Consider the following 13,210-nt stretch of genomic DNA (forward strand, 5'->3'; position numbering starts at 1 on the left):
GTCAGGCCGCGACGGCCTGACGATCGGCTTCCGACCAGGTCTTGAGTTTGGCTTCGAGCAGGCCGAGCAGCCGGGCCGGGGCGCCATCGAGCTGGCGACCGAGCCGGTGGACGAGGCTGACGGTGCTATGTTCCAGCTCCGCATCGAGCAACGGGCGGGCAACCAACGTCCCCTCCTCGATCTCGGTCAGCGCCGAGATGCGCGGCAGCACGGTGACGGCGCGGCCGGCGCGCGCGGCATCGCGCATCATCTGCAGCGAACTGGTGACGAGCCGCGGTTCCAGCCAGGTCTGCGCCCGCTTTTCGGCATCGTTGAGGATCGTGCGGATGCGAAAGCCCTTGGGCGGCAGGCAAAGATCGAAGCGCGCAAGATCGGCGATGGTGAGCGACGGCAGCGCGGCCGCCGGATGACGCGGCGCGCAGAGCACCATCAGCGGCTGCCCCACGGTGGCGCGGGTGCGGATCTTGGGTTCGTTGGTGGTGTTGAAGATCATCCCGATATGCGCTTCATCGTCCAGCACCATGCGAACCAGTTCGCTGGTCGTGCCGCTGGAAACGGTGATCGCGATGCCGGGATTGCGCCGCTGGAAGCCATCGATGATGTCGGTGAAGGCGGCGCCGAGAAAACCTTCGCCAACGGCGAGGTCGATCCGCCCGGTCTTCACCTCGCGCAGTTCGCGCAGCTGATTCATCAGTGCTTCGCGATCGGCGAGCTGGTTGCGGTGATATTCGAAGGCAAGGCGGCCGGCCTCGGTAAGCCGAATCGAACGGCGGCCACGTTCGATCAACGCGATTCCCATTTCCGCTTCGAGCTGGGCGATCTGGCGGCTGATCGACGAAACCGCGACCCCAATCTTGTCGCTGGCGAGCCGCATGGACCCGAGATTGGCGGCTTCGTAGAAATAATTCAGAGCATTATCCCACATCGTGCGTGACCCCCGATTGTTTCTGACCGGCCTTCATGGCTCTCTATGAATCGCATGCTGCGTCATGTTTGCGGGAAGCGCAATGATATTCGCCATTCGTTGCCCTTGCCGCCAAACAGGCTTCGTCGCAACACGGTGTGACCGATGGGCGGACCAGCCCTTCGGACATGCTTTCAGGGGGTGTTCGCGTTTTGACGACCAAGCGATCCCGCGTTGACTGGCGCGGCTATATTCCTGCCATCACGACGCCGTTCGATGCGAACCATGCGCTCGACCTGAACGGGTTGGGCCGGTTGCTGGAATGGCTGCACGGCGAAGGCATGCACGGGCTGGTGATCGCCGGCACCACCGGCGAATGGCCCAGCCTTTCCGGCGCCGAGCGCAAGCAGCTGTTCCGCGCCGTGGGCGACCAGATGGGTGGCAAGCTGCCGCTGCTGGCCGGCTGCACCGCGTTTACCGCGCGCGAAGTGCTGGAATTCGCCGAGGTAGCGGCAGACGCCCGATTCGACGGCATCCTGGTGACGCCGCCGCCTTATTTCCGGCCGAACGCCGACGAGATCGTCGGCTTTTACGAGGACGTATCCCGGGGATCGCGCCTGCCGATCTGCGTCTATAACTGGCCGCCGGGCACCGGCATCGACATGCCGCTGGAGTTGCTGGAGCGCATTGCCGACATCGAGAATGTCGTCGCGATCAAGCAATCGACCGGCGATCTGCGCCGTTTCGTCAGCACCTTCTTCGCCCTGAAGGACAAGGTGCGCGTATTCGGCCATTCGATGGACGAACATGGGCTGGCACTGCTGGAAGCGCGCGGCGGCGACGGCACGATGGGCGCGGGCGCGGTGCTCGGCAGCGTTCATCCCGATTTCTACAACCATCTGTGGAAAGGCGAGATCGATGCCGCGCGGGCATGCGGCGCCAAGGACCGGGTGGTGCTGGACCAATGGTACACGCAGGATCTGGTGGGCCGTTTCGGTTCGGGCCCCGCGATCCTGAAGGCCGCGCTGAACGCGCAAGGGTTGCCCGGCGGCCATGTCCGCCCGCCGCTGCGCGACGTTTCCGCCGCCGATGCGGACAGCATCCGCGAGACGCTGGTCGGGCTGGGACGCATCTGATCCGGCGACCGTGCCGAAACTGTTTCAGCATCCATTGCCGCTGCGGCTAGGTATCGGGCGAACGTGGCAATGGATCCTGGCCTTCGCCGGGGCAGCGATGGTGAACGGGAACCCGACGGCGTGACGCACAAGAGTGACGTGCTGGTAATCGGTGGCGGGCTGATCGGCTGCGCGACCGCATGGCGGCTCGCCCGCGCCGGCGCGCAGGTCACGCTGCTGGAGGCGGGCGACATCAATGCGGGCGCATCCGGCCAGAATGCCGGATCGCTGCATTTCCAGATCGAACGGCGCTTTATCGAAAATGGCGAGGCGCTGGCCGAACAGGCGGCGCGGATCGTTGCGCTCAACCGGCTGGCGATCACCGACTGGCGCGGGCTGGAAGCCGAACTGGGCGCCGACCTGCACGTCAGCATGGCCGGAGGCCTGATGGTGGCCGAAACCCCCGAACAGGTGGCGATGCTGGAAGCCAAGGTCCGCCGCGAAAGCGCCGAAGGACTGGCGAGCCGGCTGATCGACGGCGATCAGGCCCGCGCCGTCGCGCCCTGCCTTGCCCCGCAAATCCTGGCCGCCTGCCACCTGCCGGACGAAGGCCATGCCGATCCCCGCGCGGTGACGCCCGCCTTTGCCGCCGCTGCCCGCGCCGAGGGCGCCGACATTCGCACGCGAACGGCGGTGCAGGCGATCCGTCGCGAGGCGGGCGCGTTCCATGTCGGCACGGCCGACGCCGCCTTCCGCGCCGACCGGGTGCTGATCGCCTGCGGTGCGTGGACCGCGCATGTCGCGGCGCTCGCCAACCTGCACATGCCGCTTTATCCGGTGGCGCTGCTGATGAACGCGACCGAGCGGACCGCGCCGGTCCTGCCCCAGTTGATCCAGCATGTCGGCCGCCGGCTTTCGATGAAGCAGGCTTATGCCGGCAATATCCTGATCGGCGGCGGCTGGCCGTCGCGGCTGGCGCAAAAGGCCGATGGCGGGTTCGACCTCGGCGCCAAGGCGAGCATTATCCAAGCCTCGCTGGCGGGCAATCTGCGCGCGGCGATCGATACGGTGCCGATGGTGGAACGGCTGAACCTGATCCGCAGCTGGACCGGTGTGACCGCGATCAGCGCCGATCAGTTGCCGATCGTGGGCGAAGTGCCGCGCATGCCCGGCCTGTTCGTGGCGGGGGGCGGATCGGCCTTCACGCTGGGCCCGACCTTCGCCCGGCTGCTGGCGCGCGCAATGGGCGGCGAGCGGGTGGCGGAACTGGACCTGCTTTCGCCCGCGCGGTTCGAACATCTCAACAGCTTCATGGGGTGATGGGGATGCGGATCGAAGCAGATGTGACGCGCGGCAATGCGATCACCATCATCGTCGATGGCGAGGCGCTGCCCGCTTTTGCCGGCGAAACCGTGGCGACCGCGATGCTGGCGGCGGGGCGGCAGGTCTTCCGCGCCGATACCGGGGGAAAGCCGCGCGGGCTTTACTGCAACATGGGCACGTGCAGCGAATGCCTCGTGACGATCGTGGCGAGCGGGCGACGGGTGCGCGCCTGCCTGACCGAGGCGGTCGACGGGATGGAGATCGCGACCCGTGGCTGACACGTTCGACGTCGTGATCATCGGCGGCGGCCCGGCGGGGCAGGCCGCGGCGCTGGCGCTGGCGCTGGCCGGCCACGGCCTTGCCATTGCGGTGATCGACGAACCGCCCCGGCCGGGCGGGCAGATCCTGCGCCAGCCGCCCGCACCCTTTGCCGTATCCAACTGGCTGCCCGGCCGCAGCTATGACGGGCTGAAGGCGCAACTGGCCCGGTTCGAGGCGCTGGAGGGCATAAGCTGGCTGGGTGGCCATTCCGCCATCGGGTTGGTGCGCGAAGCGGACGGGCTTGTCGTGCAGGCAAGCGGGCAGGACGGGTTGCGCCGGCTGGTCGCGCGGCGCGTGCTGGTGGCCGCGGGTTGCCAGGATCTGGCCGTGCCGCTGCCCGGCTGGACCTTGCCCGGCGTCTATGCGGCGGGCGGCATCCAGGCCTTCATCAAGAGCCAGCAGATCGTGCCGGGCGAACGCGTGCTGCTTGCCGGCACCCATCCCCTGATGCTGCTGATCGGCGCACAGATCGTGGCGGCGGGCGGCACGCTGGCGGGCGTGCTGTTCGCCCAGCCGCGCCAGACGATGATCGCGAACGCGCTGCGCCATGCGACGGCCGCCGCCGCCCATGCCGGCAATCTGGCGGCGGCGGCATCGGCGATGAAGGTGCTGGCCGGCGCCGGCGTCGCCGTGCGCTTCGATACCGCGCTGACGGCGGCGATCGGCAATAGCCAGGTGGAAGGGGCACGGACCGCTGCCGGCGACATCGCCTGCAATGCGATCGGCCTGTGCTACGGCTTCGTCCCGCAATCCACGCTGCCGCGCATGGCGGGTGCCCGCGTGCAGACGGCCGGCCCGGCGGGTGGCTGGGCGACGGTGGCGGACGGCTGGGGCCAATCGAGCGTGCCCGGCCTGTTCGTGGCGGGCGAGACCACCGGCGTCGCCGGCGCACCGGCGGCAATGGCCGCGGGCGAAATGGCGGGCATCGGCATCGCGCACAGCCTGGGGCTGATCGATGCGAGCGAGGCCCAGCACCGCGCCGGCCCGGCCCGGCGGCGCCATGCGCGGTTGCTGGGCTTTGCCCGGATGCTCGATGCGGTGGCCGATCCGACGGGCTACCTTCCCGCCCCCACCCCCGACACGCTGGCCTGCCGCTGCGAGGATGTCGATTTCGCCACGATCGATCAGGCGATCGCGACCGGCGGATCGGCCAATGCCGTGAAGCTCGCCACCCGCTGCGGCATGGGCGCGTGCCAGGGCCGCAATTGCGAGCCGACGCTGCTACGCCGAATGGCAACGGCAGGACGAACCGACGATACCGGCTTCACCCAGCGCTTTCCCGCCCGGCCGGTCGCGATCGGCGATCTGGCGGATTGACGTTGCTTCCGCAGCAACGATCTTTGCCGATGCGTTGCGTTGCCTGACAGGATCGTGCCCGACACACTCGCGCCATTCCCAATGGAGAGCCCCATGCCCGAAAAGCCCAGAATCCTTGCCGTCGACCATATCAGCTGGACGGTGCCCGATCTGGACGCGGCGCTCGCTTTCTATTGCGGCGTGCTGGGCGCGGAGGAGCTGTTCCGGCTCGGCCCGCTCGACGCCGCCGAGATGCCGCGCGAGGCGGATGGGCGCGACTGGATGGAAGCGCATGTCGGCGTTGCCGGCGCGAAGCTGACGCTCGTCATGCTGAAGCTGACCGACAATATGAACTTCCAGCTCGTCCAATATGACAAGCCCGCCGACCGCCGGCAGGATGTGCCGCGCAACTGCGATCGCGGCGGCCACCATCTCGGCCTGAAGGTGGACGATGTCGACAAGGCGATCGTCTGGCTGGAGGCGCATAGCTGCAAGGCATCGGAAATCATCCACATCACCGAAGGGCCGATGGCGGGGAAGAAGAATGTCTATGTGCTCGATCCGTTCGGGCACCAGCTTGAGATTGTCGACTGATTTTACCCCCTCCTCCGTTTGGTTCGAGCCACGTCGGGAACCGTGGGCGCAACTTTTGGGCCCGCGTCTCGACCGACGTGTCTCGACCGACGCATCTCGGCTTCGCTCGATGCGGCTCAACACGAACGGGTGAGTTAAACCTTTGAGGACTGCAGACATGCCCAACAGCAAGATCAACCCCGAAGGCCTTTATGATGCCGTCGGCTACGGATTTTCCCACGCATCCGTGCAGGAAGGCGGCCGGACGCTGCACCTGGCGGGCCAGGTGGCGTGGGACAAGGATTGCAACGTCGTCGGCGGTGGCGATCTGGCCGCGCAGACGCGGCAGGCGCTGGCCAATCTGAACGCCGTGCTGGCCGCCGCCGGCGCGACGCCAGCCAATATCGTGCGGCTGCGCACCTATGTGGTGAACCACAGCCCCGACAAGCTGGGCGTGGTGCTGCCCGAAATCGGTGCCTTCTATGCCGGGGCGACCCCCGCCCCCAACACCTTCATCGGCGTGGCCGCGCTGGCGCTGCCCGATTTCCTGATCGAGATCGAGGCGACGGCGGCGCTGCCGGGCTGAGCCAAGAGGGCTGTTCACCCACGGCCGCGCACGGTAGAGCGGCGCCATGCCTCCGCTTCTCCTTGTCATGCTGGGCGGCGCCATCGGTGCCGGCCTGCGTTATCAAATATCGCGCTTTGCCCTTCAGATCATGGGTTCGGGTTTCCCCTGGGGAACCTGGATCATCAACCTCGTCGGCGGGTTGCTGATGGGCATATTGGTCGGCGCGCTTTCCGGCGATCCGGTGGGCACGGCGCCGCTGCGCCTGCTGCTGGGCGCCGGCGTGCTGGGCGGTTTCACCACCTTTTCGGCCTTCAGCCTGGAAACCGTGGGGATGCTGCAGGCCGGCGGGCATGTGATGGCCGCCGCTTATGCCGTATCGTCGGTCGCCGGTTCGGTGGTGCTGTGCATCATCGGCCTGTTCATCGGGAGGGCGCTGGCATGAGCGGAAGCACGAGCGGAGACAAGTCAGTGGACAAAGCGGCGGACAATGTGCGCCAGTTCACCGTCGCCGACGACGATCACGGCATCCGGCTCGACCGCTGGTTCAAGCGGCACCTGCCCGATGCGAGCTTCAACACCGTGTCGCGCTGGGCGCGCACCGGGCAGTTGCGCGTCGACGGCAAGCGCATCGCGCCGGGCGACCGGATCGAGGCGGGGCAGATCATCCGCGTTCCCCCGGCCGAAAGCGCACCGGCCGCCGCCGCGCCGCGCCCGAAAAAGGCCCGCCCGCCGCTTTCGCCCGAGGATACGGAATTCGCCCAGGCGATGGTGATCCACCGCGACAGGGCGGCGATCGTGCTCAACAAGCCCCCCGGCCTCGCCACGCAGGGCGGCACCAAGACCGAACGCCATGTCGACGGAATGCTCGACGCCGTGCAGTTCGAGGCGGACGGACGGCCCAAGCTGGTCCACCGGCTCGACAAGGATACGTCGGGCGTGCTGCTGGTCGCGCGGTCGGCCAATGCCGCCGGCCATTTCGCCAAGGCGTTCAGCAGCCGCACGGCGCGCAAGGTCTATTGGGCACTGATCACCGGCGTGCCTTCGATCGACGATGGCATGATCGAACTGCCGATCGCCAAGCAGCCCGGCACCGGCGGCGAGAAGATGCATGTCGACGAGAAGGAAGGTTCGCCCGCGCGCACCCGCTATCGCGTGATCGAGCGCGCCGGCAACCGCGCCGCCTGGGTGGAGCTGCAGCCCTATACCGGCCGCACCCACCAGCTGCGCGTCCACATGGCGGCGATCGGCCACCCGATCGTCGGCGACGGCAAATATGGCGGCCAGGAAGCCTTTCTGACCGGCGGCATCAGCCGCAAGATGCACCTCCATGCCCGCCGCCTGCGCGTCGACCACCCCGAAGGCGGGCAGATCGACGTCCGTGCCGAGCTGCCGTCGCACTTCGCCGAAAGCCTGGAAACGCTGGGCTTCGACCCCGCCGACGGCGATCGGCTGCCGCTGGACGAACCCAAGTTCAGCGAAACCGCCGAAGGCAAGCGCCGCGCGACCAACGCCGCCGCCAAGGCCCGCCGCAAGGAACGCAAAGGCGAACGGCGCGGCCGGGGACGGAAGTGACAGCAAGCGGCAGGGCAAAAGGCGCAGCGCTTTCCGCGGTGAAATTCATCGGCCGGGCGACGTGGGCCGTCCTTGCTTTGATCGGCCTTGTGGCGGTTGCAGTCGGTATACTTGGTAGCCGCCTCGGCCTTTACCAAAATGATGTTTCGATGAGAAAATTGTCGCCGGACGGCAAATATATCGCTCAGATCGTCACCTCAGACCAAGCATTCGACATCGAAAGGATGGTGACGATCAAGGCCAGCGCGGGCGGCAAGGGACGGGCTGTTCTCGTCTACGAATCTCCCTACGCTTTCGACATCGGCATCGCTTGGCGCGATCGTGACACACTCGCGGTTTCGTTGCCCTGCATCCCGCCCGACATCATTCGCCCGGTTTATCATGGCGATGAAAATGGCCAGCTTCGACGCATCATCGTGGAAGCACAGCCGGCCGACCCAGCCTGCCGTTTTGCGCGGGGCGTCGCGCCTGCGGGCGGCTTCCCGGGAGACCAGCCATGAACCACCTCGCCGTTTTCGATTGCGATGGGACGCTGGTCGATAGCCAGGCCAATATCTGCGACGCGATGGAGGAAACCTTCACCCGCGCCGGGCTGGCGGTGCCGGATCGCGAGGCGGTGCGGCGGATCGTGGGCCTGAGCCTGGTGGAAGCGGTGCGCGAACTGCATCCGCTGGGCGATGCCGCACTGCATCAGGCGATGGCGCAGGATTATAAGAGCTGCTTCCACGCGCTGCGCGGGCGCGGGCTGGTATCCGAACCGCTGTTCGACGGCATAGCGGAAACGATCGCCGCGTTGGACGCCGATGGCTGGCTGCTCGGCGTGGCGACCGGCAAGTCGGATCGGGGCCTCAACCTGTGCCTCGCCCACCACGCTATCGCCGATCGCTTCGTCACGCTGCAAACGGCGGACCGGCACCCCAGCAAGCCCCACCCGTCGATGCTGATCCAGGCGATGGCCGATGCCGGCGCCGCCCCCGCAACCACGGTGATGATCGGCGATACGCGCTATGACATCGCGATGGCCAAGGCCGTGGGCGCCACCGCGATCGGCGTGGCCTGGGGCTATCATGACGCGGCCGAGCTTCATGCCGAGGGCGCGGATCGCGTGGCGCGGCACCCGCAGGAGCTGATCGAGATGCTCAAGGAGATGCGATGACCCCCGAAGACCGCGATCGGCTGGCGCGGACGCGTTACGCCATGCTTTCGGCGATGCGCGCCTCGGGCGTGCTGCTGATGCTGCTCGGCCTGTGGATCTGGAACGGCAATATCCTGCGCGATGGCGGCTGGCCGGTCGTCGGCGTGCCGCTGTTCGCCATCGGCTTCATCGAATCGCTGCTGCTGCCGCAAATCTTTGCGCGCAAGTGGAGGACCCCGCCGGAATGAAGCGTTTCTACAAGCAGGTCGCCACCGTGGCCGGGCCGGACGGCTGGGGCATCACGCTCGATGGCCGGCCTGTGAAAACGCCCGCGCGCAATGCGCTGATGCTGCCCAACGCCGCGCTGGCCGAAGCCGTGGCGGCCGAATGGGACGCGCAGGGCGAGACGATCGACCCGCGATCCATGCCGATGACGGGGCTGGCCAATGCCGCGATCGACCGGGTGGCGCCGGACCCCGCGCGCTTTGCCAAAGATATCGCCGTCTATGCCGAGACCGACCTCACCTGCTATCGCGCCGACGAGCCCGAGGATCTGGTGGCGCGGCAGGCCGAACAGTGGGACGCGCTGCTCGACTGGGCACGCACCCGCTATGACGTGCATTTCGAGATCGCGACCGGGATCATCCACAAGGCGCAGCCCGAAGCGACAGTGGCCCGGCTGGCCGATGCCGTGGCGGTGCGCGATCCCTTTGCGCTGGCCGCGCTGTCGCCGCTGACCACGATCAGCGGATCGCTGGTCGCCGCCCTCGCCGTGCTGGAAGGCGCGATCGACGCCGAAGCCGCCTTCGCCACCACCCATCTCGACGAGCTGTGGCAGGCCGAGCAATGGGGCGAGGATTATCTGGCCGCAGAGGCCCGCGAACGGCGCCGGCAGGATTTCACCGCAGCAGCCCGCTTCGCGGCGCTGGCGGCGGGTTAGGGCAGCGCGTCGGATAGCCATGGCGGCGGGTCACTTGCTTCACGGAAAGTCGTCGCCCCTCAAGATTTGGCACCGCTGACTTCGACCGCTCACGACCGAACTACGTCACTGGACAACAATCCTCGGGTATCGACTTGCAGACATTCAATGCAAGTGTAAGTTAAATCCATGGAGGCTCCGAGAAAAAACCAATCGATCGGATGCCTGCGGATCGGGGTGCCGATCATTATTTTAGTAGCGCTCGGTATATATAGCGCATTCCCGCACCCTATCCATAATCAGGCAAGATTGAAGGCGATAGCTTTGGAATCCAAGCATTTGATGGCCGCTCACCCGATCGGACCCCATGACGATCCCGCCAGTATTCCGGAAGATCAATGGCCACCTACGATCGCCGAATTGGAGCCTTATTCTGTTACTGTTTTCCATGGGTCGGTGCACATCGGCACGAAACCATTTTTCGATGGCGGCTGGGGATACGGCTTCGCTCCGGACAAACGAAACCTTGGATGGCTTCCCGAATGTTGGTCAGAGTTAAACTATGACCTATATTGGCACGGCCCCTGCTAAGCGAAGCTGATTGCTGTCGGTTATGCGAGCATCCGCGTTTGATATCTTTTTCGCTAGAAAGCCGCAGGTCCGCTACCCACCCAAACCAAACACCGGGGAAGTCCTGATCGGCAGGTTTCGCCTGGCCCAAAGGCTGCGATCACGACCTAGCCGGCAGCCGGGCCGAGCAGCAGCAGGCCGATCACGCCGCCGAGCAGCAGGGCGCCGAAATAGAGTTTGAGCGCGATGCCGAGCGCACGGAGTCGGCTGATCGCCAACTGCGTGTGGAACCAGTGGGTTTCGATGGCGATATACCAGACCGTCGCGATCGCCGAGACGGCGAGGCCCACCACCTGCCAGCCGGTGCCGTGCAACCGCGCCAGCACCGACGACATCGAAATGATGATCGCATAGGGGCCGGCATAATAGCATTGCAGGAAGAAGGGGCGGCGCAGGCTCTTGCGGTCGACGCGCTGGTGCTGGCGATGGAGCAGCCCCTGCGCCATCATCAGCGGAAAGAGGCTGAACACGAGCGAGCGGAAGATCAGCAGATTCTGTTCCGACCCGACAATCGCCTTGCCGACATCCGACACGCCCTGATCGATCTGGGTGTGGAGCAGCAGTTCCAGCCCGTGCGCGAGCAGCAACGAGAGCATCAGGAACAAGGGCGGGCTGAGCATATCGGTGAACTGTTCGTCGAACGGCTCACCCATTTCGGATTGGGTATAATGCGCCAGCCGGACCGGGTGGCGGACGGTGCGCGAAAAGGTACGGGGATAGAAGATCAGCCAGGTCATCACCTCGTAGAGCAATTCTTCGAGTGACCGGACGAGCTTCAGAAAGTCCATGGGCGCCCCCGCCTGACTGGCTGACGATGCCGTTGAAACATCAGCGCAAGCCGGCGGCAAGCCCCAAATGACGCGCGAGGATCAGGCGGCGGATTGCCAGCCCCCGGCAAGCGCCAGCGCGACGGCTTCGGCCACCTTGATGCCGTCGATCGCGGCGGACAGGATGCCGCCCGCATAGCCGGCCCCCTCGCCCGCCGGGTAGAGACCGGCGAGGTTGAGGCTCTGCCCGTCCGGCCCGCGCGTGATGCGGATCGGCGAGGAGGTTCGCGTTTCCACCCCCGTCATCACCGCATCGGGATGATCATAATTGGCGATCTGGCGGCCGAAGATCGGCAGCGCCTCACGCAGAGCCTCGATCGCGTAGGGCGGCAGGCATTGCGACAGATCGGTGAGGTGGACGCCCGGCTTGTAGGATGGCGTGACCGCGCCAAGCTCGGTCGACGGGCGGCCGGCAAGGAAATCGCCCACCTTCTGCCCCGGCGCGGCATAGCTCGATCCGCCCGCGACATAGGCCAGCGATTCCCAGTGGCGCTGGAACTCGATGCCGGCGAGCGGGTGGCCGGGATAATCGCGTTCCGGGTCGATCGTGACGACGAGCCCCGAATTGGCGTTGAATTCCGCGCGCGAATATTGGCTCATCCCGTTGGTGACGACGCGGCCTTCTTCCGACGTGGCGGCGACGACGCGGCCGCCCGGGCACATGCAGAAGCTGTAGACCGTCCGCCCGTTCGTCGCCTGGTGCGAGATGCTGTAGGCGGCGGCGCCGAGATCGGGATGTTTGGCGCAATCGCCATAGCGGGCCCTGTCGATCCACGACTGGGGATGTTCGATCCGCACGCCGATCGCAAACGGCTTCGCCTCGATATGGACGCCGCGATCGTGGAGCATGTGGAAGGTGTCGCGCGCGCTGTGGCGCACCGCCATCACGACATGATCGGCGACGAGATAGGTGCCATTGTGGAAATGGAGGCCGCGCACGTGGCGGCTGCCATCGGCCGACGTTTCGATATCGAGATCATCGACCCGATGTTCGAAGCGATATTCGCCGCCAAGCTCCTGAATCGTCTCGCGGATGCTTTCGACCATCGTGACCAGCCGGAAGGTGCCGATATGCGGATGCGCGTCCGTCAGGATTTCCGGCGGTGCACCCGCCTTGACGAATTCGGTGAGCACCTTGCGGCCGAGATGGCGTGGATCCTTGACCCGGCTGTAGAGCTTGCCATCGGAAAAGGTGCCCGCCCCGCCTTCGCCGAACTGGACGTTCGATTCGGGGTTGAGCTCCGAGCGGCGCCACAGGCCCCAGGTATCCTTTGTGCGTTCGCGAACGACCTTGCCGCGATCGACGATGATCGGCCGGAAGCCCATCTGGGCGAGGATCAGGCCGGCGAGCAGGCCGCAGGGCCCCGCCCCGATCACCACCGGGCGCGGCCCGGCATAATCGGCGGGTGCCTGGGCAACGAAGCGATATTCGGTTTCGGGCGCGCGGTTTACGTGGCTGTCGGTGGCGAAGCGGGCGAGCAACGCGGCCTCATCCGCAACCGCGACGTCGATCGAATAGACCAGCTGGATCGCCGATTTGCGCCGCGCATCATTGCCGCGCCGCGCCACCGTCCAGGACAGGATTTCGGCCGGGTCCAGCCCCAGCCGCGCCGCGATGGCGGCAGGCAGGGCTTCGGCCGGATGATCGAGCGGAAGCTTCAGTTCGGTGATGCGCAACATGACCGCGCCTTTACCCCCGACCGCCTGCGAGCACCATCCGCCACGGCCGAGAGCAATGATTGCATTTTATGCAATCGTGCGGTTGCATTTTTTAATCGACTTCTACCAGATCGGTAGACTATTCATTGTGCAGCGCACAAAAGTGCAGTGCCCGAGTGGGGGCCGGCACGCGCCACGCCGGCTATTCCGCCGGCGCGATGGAGGATATTCCATGCGTATGTTCGAAACGGCGACCAGCCTGGCGCTGGCGATCGCCTCGCAGGTACTCGCGGTGGGCGTGATCGTTACCTTCTGATCCGCACCTGATGGCACTCCCCGCCCGGCCTGCCGCCGGAGCGGGGATTGCC

16 protein-coding genes are annotated in these 13,210 nt (G+C 66.4%); 13 read left to right on the top strand and 3 right to left on the bottom strand.

Annotated elements, in window-relative coordinates; translation table 11 throughout:
* Position 1 precedes the first annotated feature (1 nt).
* Positions 2-925, bottom strand: coding sequence for a LysR family transcriptional regulator (locus CHB74_RS07425; RefSeq protein WP_089218996.1), 924 nt, complete (start codon positions 923-925; stop codon positions 2-4).
* 191 nt (positions 926-1,116) lie between these two features.
* Here CHB74_RS07425 and CHB74_RS07430 point away from each other — a divergent pair, with 191 nt between their 5' ends.
* From CHB74_RS07430 to CHB74_RS07485, 12 genes are all read left to right on the top strand, one after another.
* Positions 1,117-2,040 (top strand): dihydrodipicolinate synthase family protein, encoded by a 924-nt coding sequence (locus CHB74_RS07430; RefSeq protein ID WP_245842724.1) that lies wholly within the window; start codon positions 1,117-1,119, stop codon positions 2,038-2,040.
* 69 nt (positions 2,041-2,109) lie between these two features.
* On the top strand, positions 2,110-3,339 hold the full coding sequence (locus CHB74_RS07435; protein ID WP_089218998.1) for an NAD(P)/FAD-dependent oxidoreductase: 1,230 nt from the start codon (positions 2,110-2,112) through the stop codon (positions 3,337-3,339).
* 5 nt (positions 3,340-3,344) lie between these two features.
* Entirely contained in the window at positions 3,345-3,620 is a 276-nt protein-coding gene (locus tag CHB74_RS07440) for a (2Fe-2S)-binding protein (RefSeq protein WP_218821400.1), read from the top strand.
* Complete coding sequence (locus CHB74_RS07445) at positions 3,613-4,980, top strand: FAD/NAD(P)-dependent oxidoreductase (RefSeq protein WP_089219000.1); 1,368 nt, start codon at positions 3,613-3,615, stop codon at positions 4,978-4,980. Before CHB74_RS07440 ends, CHB74_RS07445 begins: the two co-directional genes overlap by 8 nt.
* Positions 4,981-5,073: 93 nt before the next feature.
* A complete protein-coding gene (locus CHB74_RS07450) occupies positions 5,074-5,553 on the top strand; it encodes a VOC family protein (RefSeq protein WP_179220750.1) in 480 nt (159 codons plus the stop codon).
* A 157-nt stretch (positions 5,554-5,710) separates the two neighbouring features.
* Positions 5,711-6,118, top strand: a complete 408-nt coding sequence (locus tag CHB74_RS07455) for a RidA family protein (protein WP_089219002.1) — start codon at positions 5,711-5,713, stop codon at positions 6,116-6,118.
* 46 nt (positions 6,119-6,164) lie between these two features.
* Complete coding sequence (gene crcB / locus CHB74_RS07460; RefSeq protein WP_089219003.1) at positions 6,165-6,542, top strand: fluoride efflux transporter CrcB; 378 nt, start codon at positions 6,165-6,167, stop codon at positions 6,540-6,542.
* Positions 6,539-7,672 carry an RluA family pseudouridine synthase gene (locus tag CHB74_RS07465; RefSeq protein WP_089219004.1) on the top strand — a complete coding sequence of 378 codons (1,134 nt, stop codon included), beginning with the start codon at positions 6,539-6,541 and terminating at the stop codon, positions 7,670-7,672. The genes crcB and CHB74_RS07465 overlap by 4 nt, the downstream gene beginning before the upstream one ends.
* A gap of 38 nt (positions 7,673-7,710) precedes the next feature.
* A complete protein-coding gene (locus tag CHB74_RS07470; RefSeq protein WP_144033746.1) occupies positions 7,711-8,172 on the top strand; it encodes a hypothetical protein in 462 nt (153 codons plus the stop codon).
* Positions 8,169-8,828, top strand: coding sequence for an HAD-IA family hydrolase (locus CHB74_RS07475; protein ID WP_089219006.1), 660 nt, complete (start codon positions 8,169-8,171; stop codon positions 8,826-8,828). Before CHB74_RS07470 ends, CHB74_RS07475 begins: the two co-directional genes overlap by 4 nt.
* Positions 8,825-9,055 (top strand): hypothetical protein, encoded by a 231-nt coding sequence (locus CHB74_RS07480; RefSeq protein ID WP_089219007.1) that lies wholly within the window; start codon positions 8,825-8,827, stop codon positions 9,053-9,055. Before CHB74_RS07475 ends, CHB74_RS07480 begins: the two co-directional genes overlap by 4 nt.
* Positions 9,052-9,747 carry an ATP12 family chaperone protein gene (locus CHB74_RS07485; protein ID WP_089219008.1) on the top strand — a complete coding sequence of 232 codons (696 nt, stop codon included), beginning with the start codon at positions 9,052-9,054 and terminating at the stop codon, positions 9,745-9,747. Before CHB74_RS07480 ends, CHB74_RS07485 begins: the two co-directional genes overlap by 4 nt.
* Positions 9,748-10,463: 716 nt before the next feature.
* Here CHB74_RS07485 and CHB74_RS07490 read toward each other — a convergent pair.
* Together CHB74_RS07490 and CHB74_RS07495 are read right to left on the bottom strand one after the other, a co-directional pair.
* Positions 10,464-11,144 (bottom strand): hypothetical protein, encoded by a 681-nt coding sequence (locus CHB74_RS07490; protein WP_089219009.1) that lies wholly within the window; start codon positions 11,142-11,144, stop codon positions 10,464-10,466.
* 81 nt (positions 11,145-11,225) lie between these two features.
* Positions 11,226-12,863, bottom strand: a complete 1,638-nt coding sequence (locus CHB74_RS07495; RefSeq protein ID WP_089219010.1) for an NAD(P)/FAD-dependent oxidoreductase — start codon at positions 12,861-12,863, stop codon at positions 11,226-11,228.
* A 55-nt stretch (positions 12,864-12,918) separates the two neighbouring features.
* On the opposite strand from CHB74_RS07495, the gene CHB74_RS21585 reads away from it, so the two are divergent.
* Positions 12,919-13,158 (top strand): hypothetical protein, encoded by a 240-nt coding sequence (locus tag CHB74_RS21585; protein WP_144033747.1) that lies wholly within the window; start codon positions 12,919-12,921, stop codon positions 13,156-13,158.
* Positions 13,159-13,210 lie beyond the last annotated feature (52 nt).

The organism is Edaphosphingomonas laterariae (assembly GCF_900188165.1).
Taxonomy (GTDB): Bacteria; Pseudomonadota; Alphaproteobacteria; order Sphingomonadales; family Sphingomonadaceae; genus Sphingomonas_E; species Sphingomonas_E laterariae.

Coding starts and splice junctions, on each gene's coding strand:
- CHB74_RS07440 (WP_218821400.1), top strand. CDS start 3,345: ATGCGGATCGAAGCAGATGTGACGCGCGGCAATGCGATCACCATCATC.
- CHB74_RS07450 (WP_179220750.1), top strand. CDS start 5,074: ATGCCCGAAAAGCCCAGAATCCTTGCCGTCGACCATATCAGCTGGACG.
- CHB74_RS07465 (WP_089219004.1), top strand. CDS start 6,539: ATGAGCGGAAGCACGAGCGGAGACAAGTCAGTGGACAAAGCGGCGGAC.
- CHB74_RS07425 (WP_089218996.1), bottom strand. CDS start 925: ATGTGGGATAATGCTCTGAATTATTTCTACGAAGCCGCCAATCTCGGG.
- CHB74_RS07495 (WP_089219010.1), bottom strand. CDS start 12,863: ATGTTGCGCATCACCGAACTGAAGCTTCCGCTCGATCATCCGGCCGAA.
- CHB74_RS07480 (WP_089219007.1), top strand. CDS start 8,825: ATGACCCCCGAAGACCGCGATCGGCTGGCGCGGACGCGTTACGCCATG.
- CHB74_RS07475 (WP_089219006.1), top strand. CDS start 8,169: ATGAACCACCTCGCCGTTTTCGATTGCGATGGGACGCTGGTCGATAGC.
- CHB74_RS07485 (WP_089219008.1), top strand. CDS start 9,052: ATGAAGCGTTTCTACAAGCAGGTCGCCACCGTGGCCGGGCCGGACGGC.
- crcB (WP_089219003.1), top strand. CDS start 6,165: ATGCCTCCGCTTCTCCTTGTCATGCTGGGCGGCGCCATCGGTGCCGGC.
- CHB74_RS21585 (WP_144033747.1), top strand. CDS start 12,919: ATGATTGCATTTTATGCAATCGTGCGGTTGCATTTTTTAATCGACTTC.
- CHB74_RS07435 (WP_089218998.1), top strand. CDS start 2,110: ATGGATCCTGGCCTTCGCCGGGGCAGCGATGGTGAACGGGAACCCGAC.
- CHB74_RS07490 (WP_089219009.1), bottom strand. CDS start 11,144: ATGGACTTTCTGAAGCTCGTCCGGTCACTCGAAGAATTGCTCTACGAG.
- CHB74_RS07455 (WP_089219002.1), top strand. CDS start 5,711: ATGCCCAACAGCAAGATCAACCCCGAAGGCCTTTATGATGCCGTCGGC.